Consider the following 19,290-nt stretch of genomic DNA (forward strand, 5'->3'; position numbering starts at 1 on the left):
CACCTGTCCGCCAACAGGGAGTCACCTCATGTCAACCGCACCCCGCACCACCGCCACCCGACGTCAGGTCCTGGCAGGCAGCGGCGCAGCCGCCGCGGTCGCCTTCACGGGGGCCTTCTCCGAACTCTTCGCGGGCACGGCCGCCGCACGCGGCCACGGCGGCTACGGCCCCCTCGTCCCCGACCCGGACGGTCTGCTCGACCTGCCGAAAGGATTCCGCTACCGGGTGCTGTCCCGGGAGGGCGAACCGCTGCGCTCCGGCGAGGGGCCGGTGCCCAGCAACCACGACGGGATGACCGCCCTGCGCGGCCGCAACGGGCGGATCCACCTCGTCCGCAACCACGAGAACCGGCACACGGCCGAGATCGGCGTACCGACCGTCGAGGGACTGACCTACGACCCGGCGGCCAAGGGCGGCTGTACGTCGCTGGAGCTGGACGGCCGCAACAAGGTGCTCGGCGAACGCGTCGCCATCGCGGGTACGGCGGTGAACTGCGCGGGCGGGCCCACCCCCTGGCGCACCTGGCTGACGTGCGAGGAGACCGAGGACAAGGCCGGAACCAACGGCTACACCAAGGACCACGGCTTCATCTTCGAGGTGGACGGCGCCGATCCGCACCGCACCGGGGCCGTCCCGCTGACCGCGATGGGCCGCTTCCAGCACGAGGCGATCGCCGTCGACCCGAAGTCCGGGATCGTGTACGAGACGGAGGACGCGTTCGAGAAGCCGTTCGGGCTCTTCTACCGCTTCCTGCCCGAGAAGCCGCTCGGCGGCACCGGTTCGCTGCGGGCGGGCGGGGTGCTGGAGGCGATGCGGGTGCCGGGCGTGCCGGACCTGTCGGCCGTGCAGGAGACCGGCGCGAGCTTCGACCGGATCGAGTGGGTTCCCGTCCCGGATCCGCTGGCCTCCGGGACGGCGATCCGCTTCCAGGACTTCGGGCCGAAGGGCATCACGCACGCGCAGAAGCTGGAGGGCTGTTACTGGGGCGACTCCTCGGTCTACTTCGTCTCCAGCTTCGCCCACCGCGACGAGGGCTCGGCGGCCGACCACTACGGGCAGGTGTGGCGGTACGAGCCGAAGAAGCGGCGGCTCACCCTGGTCGTGCTCTTCGGCCCGGACACCGACATCCAGCTGCCCGGCGAGTCCCCCGACAACATCTGCCTGGCGGCCGACGGCGGGCTGATGGTCTGTGAGGACGGCGGCGGCGCGCAGCACGTGCTCGGGGTGACGCGGCGCGGCGAGGTGTACGCGATGGCGCGCGGGCGGCAGAACATCGGGACGCCCGAGGAGCCGGAGTGGGGCGAGTTCGCGGGCGTCACGTTCTCGCCGGACGGCTCGACGATGTACGTGAACTGCTACACGCCGGGGACGACGTTCGCGGTGACGGGCCCTTGGTGCTGAGGTAGCCCGCTCCGGCGCTCCGACGGAGTGCCGGGCCCGCCGGAGCGCCGTCAGAAGATATGACCATCTTGTCGGATATTTTCCGTGAGTGATCACTGCTGCACGGAAGACGACGACACTGACGGTCCTGGGGGCGCTGACCGGCGCCGCCCTGACCGGGTGCGGGGGCACACCCCCCGCACCCGCTCCCCCGGCCGCTCCCACCCCCCTTTCCAAGGCCTCCGCCCCTGCCTCCGCAGCACCGGAGAAGCCGCCCACGATGGCCCCCGGCCCGGCGGGCCGCATCCCGGTCTTCGAGCGGAGACCGGCGGGCGGGGGTACGGCCGCCCGCTCGGCGGAGAAGGTCGTGGCGCTGACGTTCGACGCCGACATGACGGCCGATCAGGGCCCCCGGGCGGCCTCCGGCGAGCGTTTCGACAACCCGGAACTGATCGCGCTGCTGCGCCGGCTGAAGGTGCCCTCCACCGTCTTCATGACCGGGCGCTGGGCCGAGGAGTACCCGGCGCAGGCGAAGGCCATCGGCGCGGACCCCCTGTTCGAGGTCGCCAACCACTCCTACAGCCACCACGCCTTCAGCGCCCCCTGCTACGGCCTGCCGGTGGTCGAGAAGGCCGCGATGACCCGCGATGTGGAACGCGCCTTCACGGCGTTCCGGAAGGCGGGCGTACGGAACGTGGTGCCGTACTTCCGCTTCCCCGGCGGCTGCTACGACAACACGGCACTGCGCGCACTGGCCCCGGCCGACGTGACGGCGGTGCAGTGGGACGTGGTCGGCGGCGACGCGTTCGCGACGGATGCGGGGGCGGTGGCCGAACAGGTGCTGGACGGGGTGCGGCCGGGGTCGCTGGTGGTGATGCACTGCACCCGCAGCGCGGCCCCGGCCACCGAGGCGGCGGTACGCCGGGTCGTGCCGGAGCTGCGCGAGCGCGGCTACCGCTTCGTGAAGGTGTCGGAGCTGATGGAGGACGGCGCCCGGTAGGGCGACAGGCTCCGACCGCCGGCAACGGCAAGCGTCGGGGGCGTCGTGTCAGCGTCCGAGCTGTGGGCCGATCTCGGTGCGGGACGAGACTCCCAGCTTCCGCAGGGCACGTGCCACGTGGTGCTCGACCGTCCGGTGCGAGAGAACCAGCTCGCGCGCGATCTCACGGTTCGACAGCCCCAGTGCGGCCAGCCGGGCCACCGCCCTTTCCCGGGGCGAGAGATGGTCGCCGTACCCCAGCGCGCCGGGTCTGCGGACGGTGACCTGGCCGTGCTCCCGCAGTCCGCGCTGGCACCGCAGCACATCCCATACGGCACCGAGATCCTGGTAGCCCGTGATCGCCTCGTGCAGCACCGTGCGCCCGCCCGCCGCCCCGGTGGCCAGCAGGTGGAGGCCCAGAGCCTCCCTCACGTACGCGGCTTCGTAGGGGCGCTCCAGCTTCGTCCAGGCGTCCGCGGCGGCCGCGTACAGCGCGTCGGGCGTACCGCTTGCGGCCCGCGGGCCGTCCGTGGCGGTGAGCAGGGCCCGGCAGCCGAGCAGGGCGGCCCGGGCGGCCGGAGCGTCCCGGTCGGCGATGCCCTCCGCCAGCTCCGCGACGAGGCGGTGGGCCTCACCGGGGCGGCCGTCCCGGATCAGGGCCTCGACGGCCGGGGGCGCGAGCGCCGTCGCCCACACCCACGCGCCCGTACGGCGGACGTGGTGCAGCGCCCCCTCCACCGCCTGGACGGCCCGGGCGGGGCGGGCGGCCGCCAGATGGACCCGGGCGACGGCGGCCGCGGCGGAGGTCAGCACGACGCCGGTGTCCAGCGCGGTCGTCCGAACGGCCTGCTCCAGGAGGCGGCGCGCCACATCCGTCTGCCCCTTGGTGTGGAGGCGGAGCAGCCCGCAGACCAGCAGGGCCTCCGCGTGGAAGTCGGGCACGTTCCGGTACTGCTCCTCGGCACGCCCGGCCCGCTCCAGGAGCCCATTCCACCGGCCGGCCGTGAAAGCGGCGACCACGTCCGTGGTCTCGACAAACGCTTCGAGATACGGGGCATGGTTCGTCCGCACCGCCTTCCAGGCCCGGGCCTGGAAGGCACGGGCACGCTCCGGGTGTCCCAAGGAGGCGGCGGCGCCCGCGAGGTTGGCGTGCACCCTGGCCACCGCCTCACCGGTGAGGGTGCCGGGCAGGTCGGCCACCGCCTCCCACGCCGACGGGTCGCCCATCAGGGCCAGGGCGGTGGCGCGGTTGGCCAGGACCGCCGAGCGCAGGTCCGCCTCCTCGACCCGGGGCAGCAGCCGCTCCGCCTCGGCCAGCAGACGCCGGTGCTCGCTCATCGGCCAGCCCTTGAGCGAGGGGATGGCGGTGATCGCCAACGCCCGTGCGGCCTGCCCGGTGGAGACGCTGAGGAGATCGGGAACCGCGCGCGCTATCTCCTCCAGCGCCTCAAGACCGGAACCCGACTGGTTGCGCAGCAACAGACCCAGGAGCAGCCGGATCTCACCGCTCGGGCCGGGTCCGAGCGAGCACCGGCCGAGCACCTGCCGCAGGGCGGCGGGCACCTCCGGGCCGGGGCGTGCGTTCAGCGCGACCCGGGCGAGCTTCAGCGCGATCCGGTCGCGGGCGACGGGCGAGGGGCCCCCGCGCAGGGCATCGAGATAGTGGGCGGCGGCCGTACCCGCGTCGCCGCCGCCGGCCGCCCGGTCCGCGGCCGCCTCCAGGCAGCGCGCCGCCTGCGCGCCGCGGCCGGCGCACCGGTAGTGCCCGGCCATTCCCGCCAGCGGAAGGGGGCTCGTGTGCCGGGCCAGGGCGCGGGCCGCCCGCAGGTGGAGTACGGGCCTCTCCGGTTCGGCGACCGCCTCGTAGGCGGCCCGGCGCGCCAGGTCGTAGGGAAAGGTGTAGGAGCCGCAGGCCGCCCGCAGGCATCCTTCCCTCAGGGCGGCGGCGAGCGCCCGGCGCGTCTCCGGCTCGTCCAGCCCCGCGACGGCCCCCAGAAGTTCCACGGGCGCGGGGTCGCGGAGGACGGCCGCCGCGGCGACCACCCGGCGCCCCGTCGGCGGAAGGTGACGCAGGCGCTCCACCACCACACGGCGCACGGACGCGGGCAGGGGCGGGTCCGGCTCCTCCGCCGTCTCCGTACGCGGCTCCGTGCGGGCAGGCCCTTCGCGCAGCACCTCCTCGACGACGTAGGGCAGGCCGCCGGTCCAGCGGTGCAGTCGCTCGGCGAACTCCTCCGGCACCGCTTGCGCGCCGAGCAACCCGGCGGCCAGCACCCCGGTCTCCGCCGCCGACAGCGGTGCGAGGTGCCGCTCGGCCACCGTGACATGGGCCGGGGCGCGCAGCGGGAACGGGAGCCCGCCGCCGCCCTCGGCATCGGTGTGGGGAACGGTGTGGCCGCGGGCGGTGAGCACGAGCCCCAGGCGCGGCGGCGGGTCGGAGACGACCGTACGGAGAAAGGCGCGGGTGGATGCATCGGCCCACTGGAGGTCCTCCACGACCAGGACGACGTCCCCCAGAGACGCCGTCAGCGCGTACAGGGCGCGCAGGACGCGGTGGTGTTCGGCAGCCGGGTCTCCCAGAGGAAGCGGGGCGGGCGGGAGGCGATCGGCGAGGTCGGGCAGCAGCCCGCGAAGGGCCCCGGTCACCGTCGGTAGCTCCGCGGGCAGGGCCGCCGCCAGCGCCTCGGACGAGCCGATCGCCTCGATGATCGGTGCGAACGGGAAGGACGGCCCGTCCGACTCCTGGCAGCGGGCGATCAGGGTGACGACACCCGGTGGCGTGGCCCGCCGGAGGAGTTCCCGTACGAGCCGGCTCTTCCCCACCCCTGCCTCGCCGGTGAGCACCACGACGGCGGGTCTGCGGTCGAACTCCGCGCGGACGTCGTCCAGAAGGGCGGACCGTCCGATCAGGACACCGGGGACGGAGGGCGGCGACTGGGCGTTCACGGCTTCCTTCCGCGTCCCTGGGCGGCATCGGCACGACGGGCGGACGCGATGCGGGCAGACGCAAAGCGGGCGGAGGCGGTCCGACCGCGCGGACACGATCCGGCCGGGCGGACGCGGTCCGACCGGGCCGCCGGACGGCCTCATGATGGCCCGTCGCGACGTCGGTGGATAGAGGGGGGACGGCTGCGGCGCGTGTTGCGGGCGCCGCGGCCGCCCCCTCCGGCCGGACCTGCTCGGACGCGGAATCAGAACTGGAGCGACCAGGCGTTGATGTACCCCGTGTCGTTGACCCAGTTGTCGGTGACGCGGAGCTTCCAGACGCCGTTGGCGGGCTTGCCGGAGGCGTCGACCGTGAACGCGCCCTGGACATTGTCGGCGCTGTCGGCGGAGTTGAAGTTCTTCAGGACGGCCGTGCCTCCGCCCGGGGGCAGCAGTTCGACCTTGAGGTCGCCGCGGAAGGTGTGGCGGATGTCGACGGTGACCGAGAGGGTGGCGGGGGCGTTCCCGTCGATGCCGGTCACGGTGATGGGTGACTCGACGGTGGCGTTGTCGCGGATCTGGACCTGGCCGGCGCTCTCGAACTTCCTGCCGGGGGGATCGGTGGGGTCCTCACCGCCGCCGGTGCCGGTGAACAGCAGGCGGTTGGGCGAGCCGGGGCGGGCGTCGCTGATCTTGTCCGGGGTGGCGTCGGCGACCAGCTTGTCGCGGACCTGGGCCGGGGTGAGGGACGGGGAGGCGGCCAGGACGAGCGCGGCCGCGCCGGCCGTGTGCGGGGATGCCATGGAGGTGCCGCTCATGGACTGGTTGGCGCCGTCGCCCGCGTTGGAGGTGGAGATGATCTTGTCGCCGGGCGCGAAGATGTCGAGGCAGGTGCCGTAGTTGGAGGCCTGGCCGTTGCTCCAGCCGGTGGCGCGGGCGTCCGAGCTGTTCGTGGCGCCGACCGTGATCGCCGCCGGTGTGGACGAGGGCGAGTACTGGCAGGAGTCGGCGTTGTTGTTCCCCGCCGCGACGACCCAGGTGATGCCGGAGGCGATGGAGTTGCTGACCGCGTCGTTGATGGACTGGGTCTTGCCGCCCCCGACGCTCATGTTGACCACTGCGGGCTTCTTGGCGTTCTTGGTGACCCAGTCGATGCCGCGGAGGACCGGGTCCCAGGTGGTACCGGACGAGCCCTGGCAGTTCAGCACGCGAACGCTGACGATCTTGGCGCCCTTGGCGACTCCGTAGGAGCCGCCCGCGACGGTCCCGGCCACATGCGTACCATGCCCATGACAATCGGATGCGTTGGAGTCGTTGTCGATGAAGTCGTAACCGCTGGCGGCCCGCCCGCCGAAGTCGCTGTGGCTCAGCCGCACCCCGGAGTCGACGACGTAGACGGTGACGTCGGAGGCGTCGCCGGGATAGCTGAAGCTCCTGTCCAGCGGGAGGCTGCGCTGGTCGATGCGGTCCAGGCCGTACGAGGGCGGATTGGGCTGGGTGCCGGTGGCGTAGGCCGCTCCGTCCGCCTCGACCCGGGCCACCGAGGGGTCGGCGGCCAGGCGCTTCGCCTTCTCCTCGCTCATCTTCACCGAGAAGCCGCGCAGGGCGGTGGTGTAGGTGCTCCTCACCTCGCCCGCGTGGCGCTTGGACAAGGACTTCGCGACGGAGGGTATCTCCGCACGGGCCACGGAGTCCTTGAGGGTGACGATGTAGGAGCCCTCGACCGCGCCGGGGCGGTCGGCACCGACGATGCGACCTTCGCCACCGCCCGGCGGTGCGGGCGCGGCGGCGGCTCCAGCGGTCGAAACGGCACCGGCGAGCAGGGCGGCACCGGCGCCGACGGCCAGCAGTCTCCGCACAGTGCGAGATGGACGATCCACAGTTTCTCCTCATGATGCGTCAGGCCCGGTCGGGCCTGGTGGGGGTGGTCAGCTCGGCACGGGGGCACCGCGGAGAGGCGGGGTGACCGGAGGTCAGGTCCGGCGGCCGTGGGACGTCCTGCGACGAGACCCGCCGTTCGACACCCTCGGGCCACCCAGAGTGTGCGGCGCTCGGACAGCGCCTATCAATGCGTGGCGCTACCTAAAAGAAGAGGGGGAGGCATGCGTGCCGGCCGCGCCGGATCGCTGAACCCGCCCGGCGCGATTCGGCCGGCGACCACGGGCCCGTTTCCGCGAGTCCTGAGAGACTCATCCCATGATCATCGAACGTGCGTACGCAAACGTGGCCTCGTGCGACCGGTCGGAGTGGCCCTGGTCCGTGCCGTGTGTGCGTCAGCTGCTGGAGGAGGGACTGCGGATCACCACGCCGGTGACCTTTCTCGTCGGCGAGAACGGCTCGGGAAAGTCCACCCTGGTGGAGGCCATCGCCGAGGGCTTCGGTCTGGACTCCTGGGGTGGCTCCCACGACTGGCGCTACGCCAGCCATCGGCCCAAATCGGTGCTGGGTGAGCGGATCCGGCTCGACGCGACTGCGTACGGCCGGCGCATGATGGGCAGCTGGTCAGCCCGTAAGGGGTTCTTCCTGCGCGCCGAGACGGCGCTGGACGCCCTGGACCGGGAAGGATTCGCACCGGACTCGGTCAGTCACGGCGAGGGCTTCCTCGCCGCGTTCCGGGGCAAGTTCTTCCGGCCGGGGCTCTATGTGATGGACGAGCCGGAAGCCGCGCTGTCGTTCTCCTCCTGCCTGGAACTGCTCGGCCACATCGACCAACTGGTGAAGAACGGTGGCCAGGTCATCTGCGCCACCCACTCTCCCCTCCTGACCGCTTTTCCCGGCGCGGACATCGTGGAGATCGGCGAGCACGGCATGCGCCGCGTGGCCTGGAGCGACTTGGCTCTGGTCGATCACTGGCGCCGCTACCTGGCCGACCCGCAGTCCTATCTGCGGCACGTTCTCGGCTGAACCGGTTACGGGAGCTCTCAGCCGGAACAGGCCGTGCGGCCCGCCTCCTGCCAGGCGCAGACCGGGCAGAGCGTGGCGCCCTTCGTCGACTCCGGATACTCGGTCGGCTCACGGCACAGCACGCACTCGGCGTACGGAGGGCCCTCGGCGGCTCCGGCGGGCGGGGCGGGCGCGATCGGTCCCGGGGCCTCGCAGTACGAACCGTGCGTGTCGTCCGTGTCGTCCGTGTCCACGTCCACGAGCCTACTCATCCGCCCGGCTCATCCGCGCCGGGCGGCGAGCCAGCAGACCGCGAGCGCCACCGCCCCGGCGAGGGCCGCCGCCCCGAGCAGGGCCAGGGCGGGTGGCTGGAACGTCCCGGTCCGTGATCCCGTGACCAGGGCGGTGACCGCGTAACGCGCCGGGGATCCGGTGGTCACCAGCGCCAGGAGCGAGCCGAGCACCGCCGCCGCCACGGACCAGCCCCGGCGGACCGTCACCGGACGGCTGCTGAGCGCCCCCACGACCGCGCCCAGCAGGACGCAGCACAGGGCGGCCGCCAGTCCGGCGAGCGCGGCGGACGGTCGGGAGACCGCGTGGGCGCCGTCGTCGGTGGACGGGCTGCTGACGAGCAGGACGACGACGGTGCTCACCACGGCGAGCGCCGCCGCGCAGCCCGTGGCGGTGAGCAGCGCGACCAGGTGCACCCGCCGGGGGCCCACGACGGCCGAGGCGACCGTCCGGGCGGCGGGCGGCTCCTGGGTGACGCAGAGGTGGACGGCCCACGCGGTCACGGGCAGCAGGGCGGCGGCCTCGACGCCGAGCGAGCCCAGCACGGGCTGCCCGCCCTGCACGCCGACGGCGAGGACGGCCGCGTACAGCAGGAGGGGCGCCAGCCAGCGCTGGGAGCGGGCGAGCAGGGCGGTCTGGTAGCGGAGGAGGGCGGTCATGATGGTTCGGACACCTCTGCCGCTGCCTCGGGGGACCCGGTTGACGTGGGTGACTCGGCCGGTGCGGGGGCTTCCCCGGTCTCCGGCCGCACCGAGGTCTCCGGCAGCACGGGGGCTTGTGCCGGGGCGACCTGTCGGATGTGCCACGGCGGGCGGGCCGTGAGCAGGGCTGCCAGGAGCGCGTCGGAAAACGGGGCGGGGACGGTGAGGCGTACGACGGCGGAGCCCGCGCCGTGGACGGGGCCGTCACCCGGGACAGGGCTGTAGTAAGCGGTGCCGCCGCCCGGGACGGGGCCGCCGCCCGGGACGGAGACGGCCGCACCCGCGCCGAAGCCGCCCGTCCCGCTCCTCCGCTCCCGGACCGGGTCGCCCGGCAGGGCCGCGGGCAGCGTCGCGCCCGGTGGGCCCGCCGCCTCGATCAGGACCCGGGGGCCGGGGTCGGGGCCGGGCGCTGTCGCAGCCGTCGCCCGGTGCACCCCGCCGTCGGCGGTTCGCAGGGTGAGGTCCGCCGCCCCGGCCAGGCGTCGCGGGTCGTGGTCGACGAAGACGACGGTGGCGCCGGCCGCCACGCGTTCGGCCACGGCGCGGTCCAGCTCGGCGCGGGCCGCGGTGTCCAGGCCGGTCCAGGCCTCGTCCAGAACCAGCAGGTCCGGCGCGGCCAGCAGCGCCTGGGCGACGGCGACCTTCTGGCTGGTGCCCTTGGAGAGTTCCGCCAGCGGGGTACGGGCGTGATCCGCCGCGCCGAACCGGGTCAGCCACTCCCCCGCCCGCCGCTTCGCCTCGGCCGTCCGCAGTCCATGGATCCGGCCGAGGTGGACGAGGTAGCCGGTGGCGGTCAGCGGCAGCGCAGCCGGGAAGCGCTCGGGAACGTATGCCGTACGGGCCGGGCGGCCGGTGATCCGTCCCTCGGCAGGGGCGTCGATCCCGGCGAGCAGCCGCAGCAGGGTCGACTTGCCGACGCCGTTGGCACCCTCGACCCGGACGAGCGCCCGCGCGGGCAGCACGAGGTCGACCCCGCGCAGCACCCAGGCGCCGCGGAGACCGTACCGGTGGCCCACTCCCTCGAGGTGCAGGGTCAGTTGGAGGTCTTCTCGGGCCGGGCCTCGCTGGGCCGCACGATGACGAAGCCCTCGCCCTGGAGCATCAGCTGAACCGCCTCGCCGGAGCCGCCGCGCACCATCGAGCCGACGCTCTGGGAGCGGTTGAGGCTGGTCGCGAGCTGCTGGCTCCAGCCGACGACCGCGTCCGTGTCCACGTACACCGGCTGAGCGGCCGTCACGGGAATCACGATCGGCGTGCCCTCGCACATCAGGCCGAGCTTGCCGTGACCCGTGAAGACGCTGTTGAAGAGGCCGCCTCCGACCATTCCGGCGCCCTTCACCGTCTTGATCTCGTAGGAGAGCGTCGGGTCGAAACACAGGACGTTGCGGCCGTTGATGGTGATGGAGTCGCCCTGGTCCAGCTCCACGATGAAACAGTTCGCCGCCTCGTGCGCGAACCATGCCTCGCCCTGGCCCCGGACCGCCATCAGCGCGAGGCCCTCACCGGTGACCGCGCGCTTGAGCAGGCCGCCGATGCCCTGGCCCTTGCGCTCGAACTGGAGGTTGCCGCGGAAGGCGATCATCGAGCCCTGCCGGGCGTGCATCTCCCCGTTGACGGCGTACTTGATCGACTTGGAGTTCTGCAGGGTCATACCGGGGGCGATGGCCGGCTGGGCCATGTGCTCGCTGGAAAAGAGATCGCTCTTCATGCGGAGCATCCTCACCCGGAGCCGGTCGTTCCGCCAAGAAGGTGAACCGACCACCTGGCAGACTGGGGCGGTGACCAGCAACGACACCCCTGTCTCCGAAAGCCCGTTCCACAACGGTCCGACCGACCGCGACCAGGCGCCGCAGTTCGTGCTGCCGCTGGTGCTCCACCTGGAGAAGACGGACCCGCCCGCCCGCACCGACGCGCTGCGGACCGCCGCCCGCGCGGTGCTGACGATCCTCTCCGACGAGCGGTCCCTCGGCGACGGCGAGTGGGCCGCGGCGATGCGGGACTGGCAGGACGCCCGGATCCGCAAGGTCGTGCGCCGGGCGCGCGGTGCGGAGTGGCGCAAGGCCGCGGCGCTGGACGGCATCACGGTGACGGGCGAGGACGGCGCGGAGGTACGGGTGTTCCCGCCGATCCCGCTGGACGGCTGGCCCAAGGAGCTGGCCAAACTCCAGGTCTCGGGCACCGACCTGGAGGACCCCGAGCCGCCCGCGGCACCCGATCTCTCGGGCCCCGTGCTGTGGCTGAACCCCGAGGTGGACATGTCGGCGGGCAAGACGATGGCCCAGGCCGGGCACGGGGCGCAGCTCGCCTGGTGGGAGCTGTCCGACGCCGAGCGCAAGGCCTGGCGCGAGGCCGGGTTCCCGCTCTCCGTCGCCACCCCGGGTGCGGAGCGCTGGCGGGAGCTGACGGCGAGCGGGCTGCCGGTGGTGCGCGACGCGGGGTTCACCGAGATCGCCCCGGGCTCCTGCACCGTGGTCGCCGACCATCCGGCGCTGCGCCGCTGAGCGGGGCGGTGACCACGACGGATCGCCCGTGTCGCGGAGCCGCCGAGCGGGACGCGACCACATCGTCGCCGCGCTGAACGTTTCCGGTCCCTTCTCCGTATCTCCCGGTACTGCCCTTTCGGCATTACCGCCAAGTAGCCTGCGCAGCCGGTCGACTGGCGGTTGATTGACGCCTGTTCGATCGACGCTGCCACGCCTCGGCCCCGGGAGACACCTTGTTGCGACGCATCAACGGAACGGCCCTCATCATCGCGGCGCTGGTCGCCACCATCGGCGCACTCGCGTTCCCCGTCTGGTCCTACGCGGACCGTTCGGGCACCGGCGAGGCGAACCTCAACGCCTCCAGTGTCGCGACCCAGTGGGGGCCGCTCTCCGCGACCGACCGGGACTTCCTGGTCAAGGTGCGGCTCGCCGGACTGTGGGAGCTGCCCGCCGGGCAGCAGGCTATCGAACGGGCGCCCAGCGAGGCGACGAAGGCCGCCGGGGACCACCTCGTCGTCGGGCACGCGGACCTGGACCGGCGGGCCCGGGACGTGGCGGCGAAGCTCGGGGTGGAGCTGCCCAACCAGCCGACCGCCCAGCAGCAGGAGTGGCTGCGGGAGCTGACGGCGGCCAGCGGGGACGAGTACGAGCGGAAGTTCGCCAACATCCTGCGCGCCGCCCACGGCAAGGTCTTCGGCCTGATCGGCCAGGTCCGCCACACCACCCGGAACACGCTGATCCGGCAGCTGGCGAGCGACGCCAACCAGACCGTGCTGGACCACATCACCATGCTGGAGGCCACCGGCTTCGTCGACTTCGACGCCCTGGCGCGCGAAGCGGCGAGCGGGTCGACCGCCAGTCCCTCGGGCCCGTCGATGCCCCGGGACGGCCAGGTCCCGCTGGCCCCGGTACCGGCGACGCCGACCGGGGACCAGTCCTTCACCTCGCGCCCGGTGCCGCCCACGATGATGCCGATGCCATAACGAGGCCACCGGTCCCGGAACCTCAAATCCAGCTCTGAACGTCCCCTCTGTCGGGTTCGGCACCGTTCGACGGGGTCATGACCCCTGGACAGAGCGACGGGGCGAAGCCTGGGTGAGCAGGGGGACAGCATGGAGCTGGGCATCGGCATCGGCTGGCGGCCGGAGATCGCGGACGAGGTGGAGGCGCTGGCGGGGATCGACTGGGTCGAGGCCGTCGCGGAGAATCTCTGCGCCGACCATCTCCCGGACTCCCTGGTACGGCTCCGGGAGCGCGGGGTGACCGTCGTGCCGCACGGGGTGGCGCTCGGGCTCGGCGGCGCGGACCGGCCCGACCCCGGCCGCCTCGCCTCTCTCGCGGCGCGCGCCGAACTGCTGGGGACGCCGCTGGTGACCGAGCACATCGCGTTCGTACGGGCCGGAGGGCCGCTGACCGCGTCGCCGAGGCTGGAGGCGGGGCATCTGCTGCCGGTGCCGCGCACCTGGGACGCGCTGGACGTGCTGTGCGAGAACGTGCGGATCGCGCAGGACTCGCTGCCGGTGCCGCTCGCCCTGGAGAACATCGCGGCGCTGATCTCCTGGCCGGGCGAGGAGCTGACCGAGGGGCAGTTCCTGGCGGAGCTGGTCGAGCGGACCGGGGTGCGGCTGCTGATCGACGTGGCCAATCTGCACACCAACCACGTCAACCTCGGCCAGGATCCGGCGAAGGCGCTGGACGAGCTGCCGGTGGAGGCCATCGCGTACGTGCATGTGGCGGGCGGGGTGGAGAAGAACGGCGTCTGGCACGACACGCACGCCCATCCGGTGTCCGAACCCGTCCTGGAGGTGCTGGCCGAGCTGCGTTCCCGGGTCGACCCGCCGGGCGTGCTGCTGGAGCGGGACGACGCGTTCCCGCCGGGCGCGGAGCTGGCGGGCGAACTGGACGCGATCCGGGCGACGCTGCGGCGGGCGGCGACCGTACGCGTGCCGGCCGCGGCCGGTCAGCGTACGGGCGTCGCCGACCCGGTATCGGCCGGAGCCGGTGAACGTTCGAGCACCGCCGCAGCCGGTGAGCGTACGGGCGTCGCCGACCCCGCGCCCGCCGAAGGCCGCGCCGTAGCCGACCCCGTGCCCGCCGGCACCCGTGACCGTACCGCCGTCGCGCAGACCGCGCTGCTCTCCGCGCTGGTGGCCGGAACTCCCGCTCCCGAGGGCTTCGACCACCGGCGGCTGCGGGTGCAGAGCCGGGCGCTGGCCGCCAAGCGCGCCGATGTCGTCGCCAAGGTGGCCCCCGAACTGCCGGAGATCCTCGGCGACGGCTACCGTGCCGGGTTCCTCGCGTACGCCGGCAGCCGGCCCATGTCCGGTGGGTACCGCCGCGACGCCCTGGACTTCGCGGAGCATGTGCTCATCGCGGGCGGTCCCGCCGATCCGGCGGCCCGGCGCCGGCTGACGTACTGGTGGCGGGACCGGTCGGGCGCCCGGCCGCCGGGCCGCGCCACCCGTCTGGTCCGGGCGGCCCGTGCCGTCCTCGGGGGGAAGTGACCGCTGTGAACCTCTTCGCTCTGCTGGCGACCCTCGGGATCGTCGTCTCGTCGGTGCTGCTCGTCGTCAAGGCGGTGGCCGAGCGGTCCCGCCGCCCCGCTCCGGGTCCCGGCGTCGCCCTTCACGACCTGTACGAGGTCGCGTTCCTGAACGGCGGTCCGGCCAGGGTGGTGGACACCGCTCTGACCGCCCTGCACGCGGACGGCCGGCTGGCCGTCGGCGGGCCCGGCATCGTCGCCGTACGGCGGGCGCAGGCGAACGACCCGGTGGAACGTGCGGTGTTCCAGGAGCTGGCCGCCGCCCCGAGCGGCGCGCTGCACGTCCTGCGGGAAAGGGTGATGCGCCACCCGGCCGTCCAGGAGGTCGGCGACGGGCTCGCCGCGCGCGGGCTGCTGGTGCCGCCCCACCGGGTCCGGCCGCTGCGGCGATGGGGGCTGATCCAGGGGGTGGCATGCCTCATCGCCCTGCCGTTGAGCCTGGTGGTCACGTTCGTCCAGCTCGCCGTGGTCGACACCATGGACTTCCCGGTCCCGTTCATCGTGAAGGTCCTGCCCGCGATCGTGATCGGCGCGTTCACCGGCCTGATCGTCGCGGGCACCTCCGCGAGCCGCATCACGAAGTCGGGGCAGCACGCCGCCCTGGCGTTCCGGGCCGCCTACGCCCATGTGGTGACCCCCGCCCACCTCGTCGCCACTCTGGGACTCCGCGCGCTGCCGGACCCGGTGTTCCAGGCCCAGCTGGTGGCCGCGGCACGGCTGAGCGCTCCGCGCCGGCGGTCCTCGTCGTACGTCGCCGGGTCCACGGCGGCGGGCGTCACCGCCGTCGGCGTCGCGACGGTCTGGTGCGCCGCGTCCAGCCCCGGCGGCTCCAGCTGCGGCGGGTCGACCGGGGGAGGCTCCGGATCGAGCTGCGGCGGCGGGTCCGGGTGCTCCTCGGGGCCCGGATGTTCCTCCGGGTCCGGGTGCGGAGGCAGCAGCGGGTCGAGCTGTGGCAGCTCGGGCGGCTCCAGCTGCGGGGGCGGGGGCGGGGGCGGGGGCTCCAGCTGCGGCGGCGGGTCCTGAACCGCTCCTGACCCGAACAGCTCCTGATCCCGGCGAACCGGGCTCACTGTAAGGTTGTTGACCGACCATCAGGGTGGTTCCCGGTGACATTCCGGGGCGGTACTGGACATCGGCGGCCGTCCGCCCGACCATCCCTCTCCGCATCCGCAGAGAGGCCCCGCGCGTGAGAACAGCTGCGCTGTACACATCGATCGGCTCCCTGGTCCTGTCCGCCCTGGCCGCCGCTCCCGCGAACGCCTGGGAGGCGCCGGGCTCCGCCGAGGCCCGGGGCACCGCGATCGCCGCCGCCCGAGCCACCGCCGCCGGGATCGACTTCGCCGCCTGTCCCGAGGAGGAGATGCTCCCGGACTCCCTGAAGTGCGGCACGGTGAAGGTGCCCCTCGACTACGCCGAACCGGACGGGCGGCAGCTCGAACTGACCGTCAGCCGCACGCCCGCCACCGGTCCGCCGAAGGAGCGGCAGGGCGCGTTCGTCTACAACCCGGGAGGCCCCGGCGCGTCCAGCATCACCTTCCCGCTGGCCGGGGAGCTGCCGGAGTGGAAGGAGATCGCCGAGGCGTACGACCTGGTCGGCTACGCCCCGCGCGGCGTCAACGGCTCCTCCGACCCGCTGTCCTGCCAGGACCCCGCCGCGTACACGAAGGGCCCGACGGACGCCCCGACGCACCCGACGCAGGCGTACAAGGAGCGGCGCGTCGCCCGTGCGAAGGCGTACGCGCAGGGCTGCGCGGAGCACGCGGGCGCGACGCTGCGGCACTACACCTCGCTGAACAACGCCCGTGACCTGGACGTCCTGCGGGCCGCGCTCGGCGAGAGCCGGCTGACTTTCATGGGGGCGTCGTACGGGACGTACTTCGGCGCGCTGTACGCGACGCTGTTCCCCTCGCACGTACGGCGGATGGTCTTCGACTCGGTGGTCGATCCGGACCCGGAGCAGATCTGGTACCGCTCCAACATGGACCAGTCGCTGGCCTTCGAGACGCGCTGGGAGGACTTCCGGCGCTGGGTCGCCCGGCACGACGACGTGTATCACCTGGGGGCCACCCCGGAGGCGGTGCAGAAGCACTACGACCAGGTGCGCGCCGAGCTGGCGGTGAAGCCGGCGGGCGGCACGGTGGGCCCGGGGCAGTTGCATTCGGCCTTCCTGGGGGCCGGTTACTACGACGACTACTGGGCGATGCGGGCGACGGCCCTGTCGGAGTACGTGCGGGGCAACCCGGAGCCGCTGGTCGCGCAGGCCTCTCCGCGTGCGGTGGCGGCGAAGGACAACGAGAACGCGCAGGCGGTGTACACGGCGGTCGAGTGCAACGACGCGCCCTGGCCGGAGGAGTTCGAGGTCTGGGACCGCGACCACACGGACCTGGCGCGGGTCGCTCCCTTCGAGACCTGGGACAACGCCTTCACGAACCTGCCGTGCGCCTTCTGGCCCGCGCCCCGGCAGCGGCCGCTGGAGGTGGGGACGCGGTGGGGCGAGCTGCCGCCGGCGCTGATCCTGGCGGCGGAGCGGGACGCGGCGACGCCGTACAAGGGGGCGTTGGAGCTGCGGAAGCGGCTGCCCGGGTCGTCGCTGGTGACCGAGCGGGGCGCGGGGACGCACGGCATCGGCGGGGCCGGGAACACGTGCGTGGACGACCATCTGCGCCGGTATCTGCTGACCGGCGAGGTGCCGGGGCGGGGTGCGGACTGTGCCGCGCACCCGGAGCCGAACCCGGTGTCGCTGGACTGACCGGGCGGTGAGCACGGAGCGGGGGCCGCCGCACCTTCACGGTGCGACGGCCCCCGAAGCCGAACCCGGTGTCGCTGGAGGGGCGGACGGCACGATCGGTGCCCGGTGCCCGTCCCTCTGATCTTCCGGGTTGGGGTGGTGCGGGACTCGCTGGTTATGCGAGCCCGGCCACCAGGTCTGCGACGCTCTTCCTGCGGCCCGTGTAGAACGGGACCTCCTCGCGCACGTGGAGCCGTGCCTCGGAGGCGCGCAGGTGACGCATCAGGTCGACGATGCGGTACAGCTCGTCCGCCTCGAAGGCGAGGATCCACTCGTAGTCGCCGAGCGAGAACGAGGCGACGGTGTTGGCACGGACGTCCGGGTAGCCCCGGGCCATCTTGCCGTGGTCCGCGAGCATGCGGCGGCGGTCCTCGTCGGGCAGCAGGTACCAGTCGTAGGACCGGACGAAGGGGTAGACGCTGATGTAGTCGCGCGGCGTCTCGTCGGCGAGGAACGCCGGGATGTGCGACTTGTTGAACTCGGCGGGGCGGTGCAGCGCCATGTTCGACCAGACCGGATCGAGCGCGCGGCCGAGCTTGGTGCGCCTGAAGAGGTTGTACGCGTCCTGGAGCTGGTCCGAGGTCTCGGCGTGCCACCAGATCATGAGGTCCGCGTCGGCCCGCAGACCGGAGAGGTCGTAGGTGCCGCGGACGGTGATGTCCTTGGCCGCGAGCTGGTCGAACAGCTCCTGGACCTCGTCGGCGTATCCCGCGCGGTCCAGCGGGAGAACGTCGCGCAGTTTGAAGACCGACCACAGGGTGTAGCGGATGACCTCGTTGAGGTCCTTGGCCTTCTTGCCGGCGTTCGGACTCTTGCTTGATGTCGCAGTCTCAGGAGCACTCATACGGCTATTGTCCCGCCTCGCTCCCCGTGCCCCGAACCAGGGTCGGCGTGGCGATGATCTCCCTGATGATCTCGTCGGCCGCCCGGTGGGCGCTCGCGACGCAGGCGGGGATGCCGACGCCGTCGTAGACCGCGCCGCAGACCCGCAGGGCGGGCAGCTTGGCGACCTCGTCGCGGATCCGGGCGACCCGGGCGAGGTGGCCGACCGGGTACTGCGGCAGGCCGCCGATCCAGCGGGTGACCTCGCTGTCGACGGGCCGGGCGGTCAGTCCGGTGGCCGCGGCGAGGTCGCGCAGGGATACGGCGACGAGCTCCTCGTCCTCGCGGTGGAGGTGGTCCTCCTCGCCGTACCGGCCGACGGAGGTACGGAGCACGAAGAGGTCGGGGGCGGCGTCGGCGACCCACTGCCATTTGTTGCTGGAGAAGGTGGACGCCTTGATCGTGTGCCCGTCGACCGGCGGTACGAGGAAGCCGGAGCGGCCGCGCAGGGCCTCGTGGGCCTCGATGTCGGTACGCCGGAAGGCCAGGGTGACCAGGGCCATCGAGGCGTACTCGACGCCGGACAGCTCGGCGGAGGCGGCCGGGGACTCGGCGGCCAGCAGGGTGCCGGCCGACCAGGCGGGGGTGGCCAGGACGATGCCGTCGGCGGCGATCGTCCGGGTGTCGGTGCGGACGGCCCAGCCCGCTTCCGTACGGGTCAGACCGAGGACGGGCGTCTCGGTGAGGATGTCGCCGCCCCCGGCCCGTACGGCGTCGCCGACAGCGGCCGGGAGGGTGCCGATGCCGCCCTCGATGCCCTGGAAGACCGGGCCGGTCTGCTGCCGGGCCGCCGCGCGTTCCTGGATGCGGCCCACGGCCTCCAGCAGCGGGCCGCCCTCCTTCACCGCTTCGAAGAGCTGGGGTACGGCGGCGCGCATCGAGATCCGGTAGGCGTCGCCCGCGTAGACCCCGCCGAGGAGGGGCTCCACCAGGCGGTCCACGACCTCGCGGCCGAGCCGGTCGGCCACGTACGCGCCGACCGCGACGTCCTCGCCGACGGGCGTCGGGGTGAGGTCGCGCTCCTCGGCGATCCGGGCCAGGCCCTCGGGTGACAACACCTCGCCGAGGACCGCCGGGTCGCCGGGGACGCCCATGACGTGGCCCTTGGGCATGGGGCGCAGCGCGTCGCGCGTCCAGAGCGAGGCGGTGGCGGTGGCGGGCGGCTGGAGGCGGCCGGCGAGGCCCACCTCCCGGGCCAGGGCGACCGCCTCGGGGCGCCGGGCGAGCATCGACTCGGCTCCCAGGTCGACCTGGACGCCCGCGATCTCCCCGGTCATGAGCTTGCCGCCGAGCCGGTCCGTCGCCTCCAGGAGGGTGACCCGCACTCCGGTGGTGACGAGACGGTGGGCGGCCGCCAGGCCGGCGATGCCGCCGCCGATGACGACGACGTGGCCCGGGGGCGTTTCCGCACGCTGTTGAGAACGCTGCATGGGTC

At 73.4% G+C, this 19,290-nt stretch carries 16 protein-coding genes; 8 read left to right on the forward strand and 8 right to left on the reverse strand.

What is annotated here, in order from left to right:
* Positions 1–28: 28 nt before the first annotated feature.
* Positions 29–1,402 (forward strand): alkaline phosphatase PhoX, encoded by a 1,374-nt coding sequence (locus AC0VY3_RS23950; RefSeq protein WP_475550557.1) that lies wholly within the window; start codon positions 29–31, stop codon positions 1,400–1,402.
* Positions 1,403–1,661: 259 nt separating this feature from the next.
* Positions 1,662–2,381, forward strand: coding sequence for a polysaccharide deacetylase family protein (locus tag AC0VY3_RS23955; RefSeq protein ID WP_258047375.1), 720 nt, complete (start codon positions 1,662–1,664; stop codon positions 2,379–2,381).
* Positions 2,382–2,429: 48 nt separating this feature from the next.
* On the opposite strand, the gene AC0VY3_RS23960 is transcribed toward AC0VY3_RS23955, so the two are convergent.
* Together AC0VY3_RS23960 and AC0VY3_RS23965 are read right to left on the reverse strand one after the other, a co-directional pair.
* A complete protein-coding gene (locus AC0VY3_RS23960; protein ID WP_475550558.1) occupies positions 2,430–5,306 on the reverse strand; it encodes an ATP-binding protein in 2,877 nt (958 codons plus the stop codon).
* Positions 5,307–5,551: 245 nt separating this feature from the next.
* The gene (locus AC0VY3_RS23965; RefSeq protein WP_475550559.1) at positions 5,552–7,165 is read right to left on the reverse strand and encodes a S8 family peptidase; all 1,614 of its coding nucleotides are present in this window, start codon (positions 7,163–7,165) and stop codon (positions 5,552–5,554) included.
* Positions 7,166–7,481: 316 nt separating this feature from the next.
* Here AC0VY3_RS23965 and AC0VY3_RS23970 point away from each other — a divergent pair, with 316 nt between their 5' ends.
* A complete protein-coding gene (locus tag AC0VY3_RS23970; RefSeq protein WP_475550560.1) occupies positions 7,482–8,189 on the forward strand; it encodes an AAA family ATPase in 708 nt (235 codons plus the stop codon).
* Between the two features lie 17 nt (positions 8,190–8,206).
* Here AC0VY3_RS23970 and AC0VY3_RS23975 read toward each other — a convergent pair whose 3' ends face one another.
* The 4 genes from AC0VY3_RS23975 to AC0VY3_RS23990 are packed head-to-tail and all read right to left on the reverse strand — an operon-like array spanning position 8,207 to position 10,868.
* Positions 8,207–8,440: a hypothetical protein gene (locus AC0VY3_RS23975; protein ID WP_181010764.1), complete on the reverse strand. Its 234-nt coding sequence runs from the start codon at positions 8,438–8,440 to the stop codon at positions 8,207–8,209.
* A 9-nt stretch (positions 8,441–8,449) separates the two neighbouring features.
* Entirely contained in the window at positions 8,450–9,118 is a 669-nt protein-coding gene (locus AC0VY3_RS23980) for an ABC transporter (RefSeq protein ID WP_475550561.1), read from the reverse strand.
* Complete coding sequence (locus AC0VY3_RS23985; RefSeq protein WP_475551727.1) at positions 9,115–10,191, reverse strand: ABC transporter ATP-binding protein; 1,077 nt, start codon at positions 10,189–10,191, stop codon at positions 9,115–9,117. Before AC0VY3_RS23985 ends, AC0VY3_RS23980 begins: the two co-directional genes overlap by 4 nt.
* Positions 10,192–10,193: 2 nt before the next feature.
* Entirely contained in the window at positions 10,194–10,868 is a 675-nt protein-coding gene (locus AC0VY3_RS23990; protein WP_103510304.1) for an AIM24 family protein, read from the reverse strand.
* 70 nt (positions 10,869–10,938) lie between these two features.
* Between AC0VY3_RS23990 and AC0VY3_RS23995 the strand changes: the two genes are divergently transcribed.
* The 5 genes from AC0VY3_RS23995 (at position 10,939) to AC0VY3_RS24015 (ending at position 16,934) form a co-directional block, all read left to right on the forward strand.
* On the forward strand, positions 10,939–11,661 hold the full coding sequence (locus tag AC0VY3_RS23995) for an aminoacyl-tRNA hydrolase (RefSeq protein WP_103510303.1): 723 nt from the start codon (positions 10,939–10,941) through the stop codon (positions 11,659–11,661).
* A 218-nt stretch (positions 11,662–11,879) separates the two neighbouring features.
* On the forward strand, positions 11,880–12,626 hold the full coding sequence (locus AC0VY3_RS24000; RefSeq protein WP_181010952.1) for a DUF4142 domain-containing protein: 747 nt from the start codon (positions 11,880–11,882) through the stop codon (positions 12,624–12,626).
* 129 nt (positions 12,627–12,755) lie between these two features.
* Positions 12,756–14,147, forward strand: coding sequence for a multinuclear nonheme iron-dependent oxidase (locus AC0VY3_RS24005; RefSeq protein WP_475550562.1), 1,392 nt, complete (start codon positions 12,756–12,758; stop codon positions 14,145–14,147).
* Positions 14,148–14,152: 5 nt separating this feature from the next.
* Positions 14,153–15,208: a TIGR04222 domain-containing membrane protein gene (locus tag AC0VY3_RS24010; protein WP_475550563.1), complete on the forward strand. Its 1,056-nt coding sequence runs from the start codon at positions 14,153–14,155 to the stop codon at positions 15,206–15,208.
* Between the two features lie 163 nt (positions 15,209–15,371).
* Positions 15,372–16,934: an alpha/beta hydrolase gene (locus AC0VY3_RS24015; protein WP_475550564.1), complete on the forward strand. Its 1,563-nt coding sequence runs from the start codon at positions 15,372–15,374 to the stop codon at positions 16,932–16,934.
* Positions 16,935–17,088: 154 nt separating this feature from the next.
* On the opposite strand, the gene hemQ is transcribed toward AC0VY3_RS24015, so the two are convergent.
* Positions 17,089–17,817, reverse strand: a complete 729-nt coding sequence (gene hemQ, locus AC0VY3_RS24020) for a hydrogen peroxide-dependent heme synthase (protein WP_103510299.1) — start codon at positions 17,815–17,817, stop codon at positions 17,089–17,091.
* A gap of 4 nt (positions 17,818–17,821) precedes the next feature.
* The gene (gene hemG, locus AC0VY3_RS24025) at positions 17,822–19,285 is read right to left on the reverse strand and encodes a protoporphyrinogen oxidase (RefSeq protein WP_475550565.1); all 1,464 of its coding nucleotides are present in this window, start codon (positions 19,283–19,285) and stop codon (positions 17,822–17,824) included.
* Between the last annotated feature and the right edge of the window lie 5 nt (positions 19,286–19,290).

The sequence above is a fragment of the Streptomyces sp. iso_384 genome (genome assembly GCF_056172905.1).

Excerpts from the sequence above, each read along its gene's own strand:
- AC0VY3_RS23950 (WP_475550557.1), top strand. The coding sequence starts at position 29 with ATGTCAACCGCACCCCGCACCACCGCCACCCGACGTCAGGTCCTGGCA.
- AC0VY3_RS23955 (WP_258047375.1), top strand. The coding sequence starts at position 1,662 with ATGGCCCCCGGCCCGGCGGGCCGCATCCCGGTCTTCGAGCGGAGACCG.
- AC0VY3_RS23970 (WP_475550560.1), top strand. The coding sequence starts at position 7,482 with ATGATCATCGAACGTGCGTACGCAAACGTGGCCTCGTGCGACCGGTCG.
- AC0VY3_RS23975 (WP_181010764.1), bottom strand. The coding sequence starts at position 8,440 with ATGAGTAGGCTCGTGGACGTGGACACGGACGACACGGACGACACGCAC.
- AC0VY3_RS23980 (WP_475550561.1), bottom strand. The coding sequence starts at position 9,118 with ATGACCGCCCTCCTCCGCTACCAGACCGCCCTGCTCGCCCGCTCCCAG.
- AC0VY3_RS23990 (WP_103510304.1), bottom strand. The coding sequence starts at position 10,868 with ATGAAGAGCGATCTCTTTTCCAGCGAGCACATGGCCCAGCCGGCCATC.
- AC0VY3_RS24005 (WP_475550562.1), top strand. The coding sequence starts at position 12,756 with ATGGAGCTGGGCATCGGCATCGGCTGGCGGCCGGAGATCGCGGACGAG.
- hemQ (WP_103510299.1), bottom strand. The coding sequence starts at position 17,817 with ATGAGTGCTCCTGAGACTGCGACATCAAGCAAGAGTCCGAACGCCGGC.
- hemG (WP_475550565.1), bottom strand. The coding sequence starts at position 19,285 with ATGCAGCGTTCTCAACAGCGTGCGGAAACGCCCCCGGGCCACGTCGTC.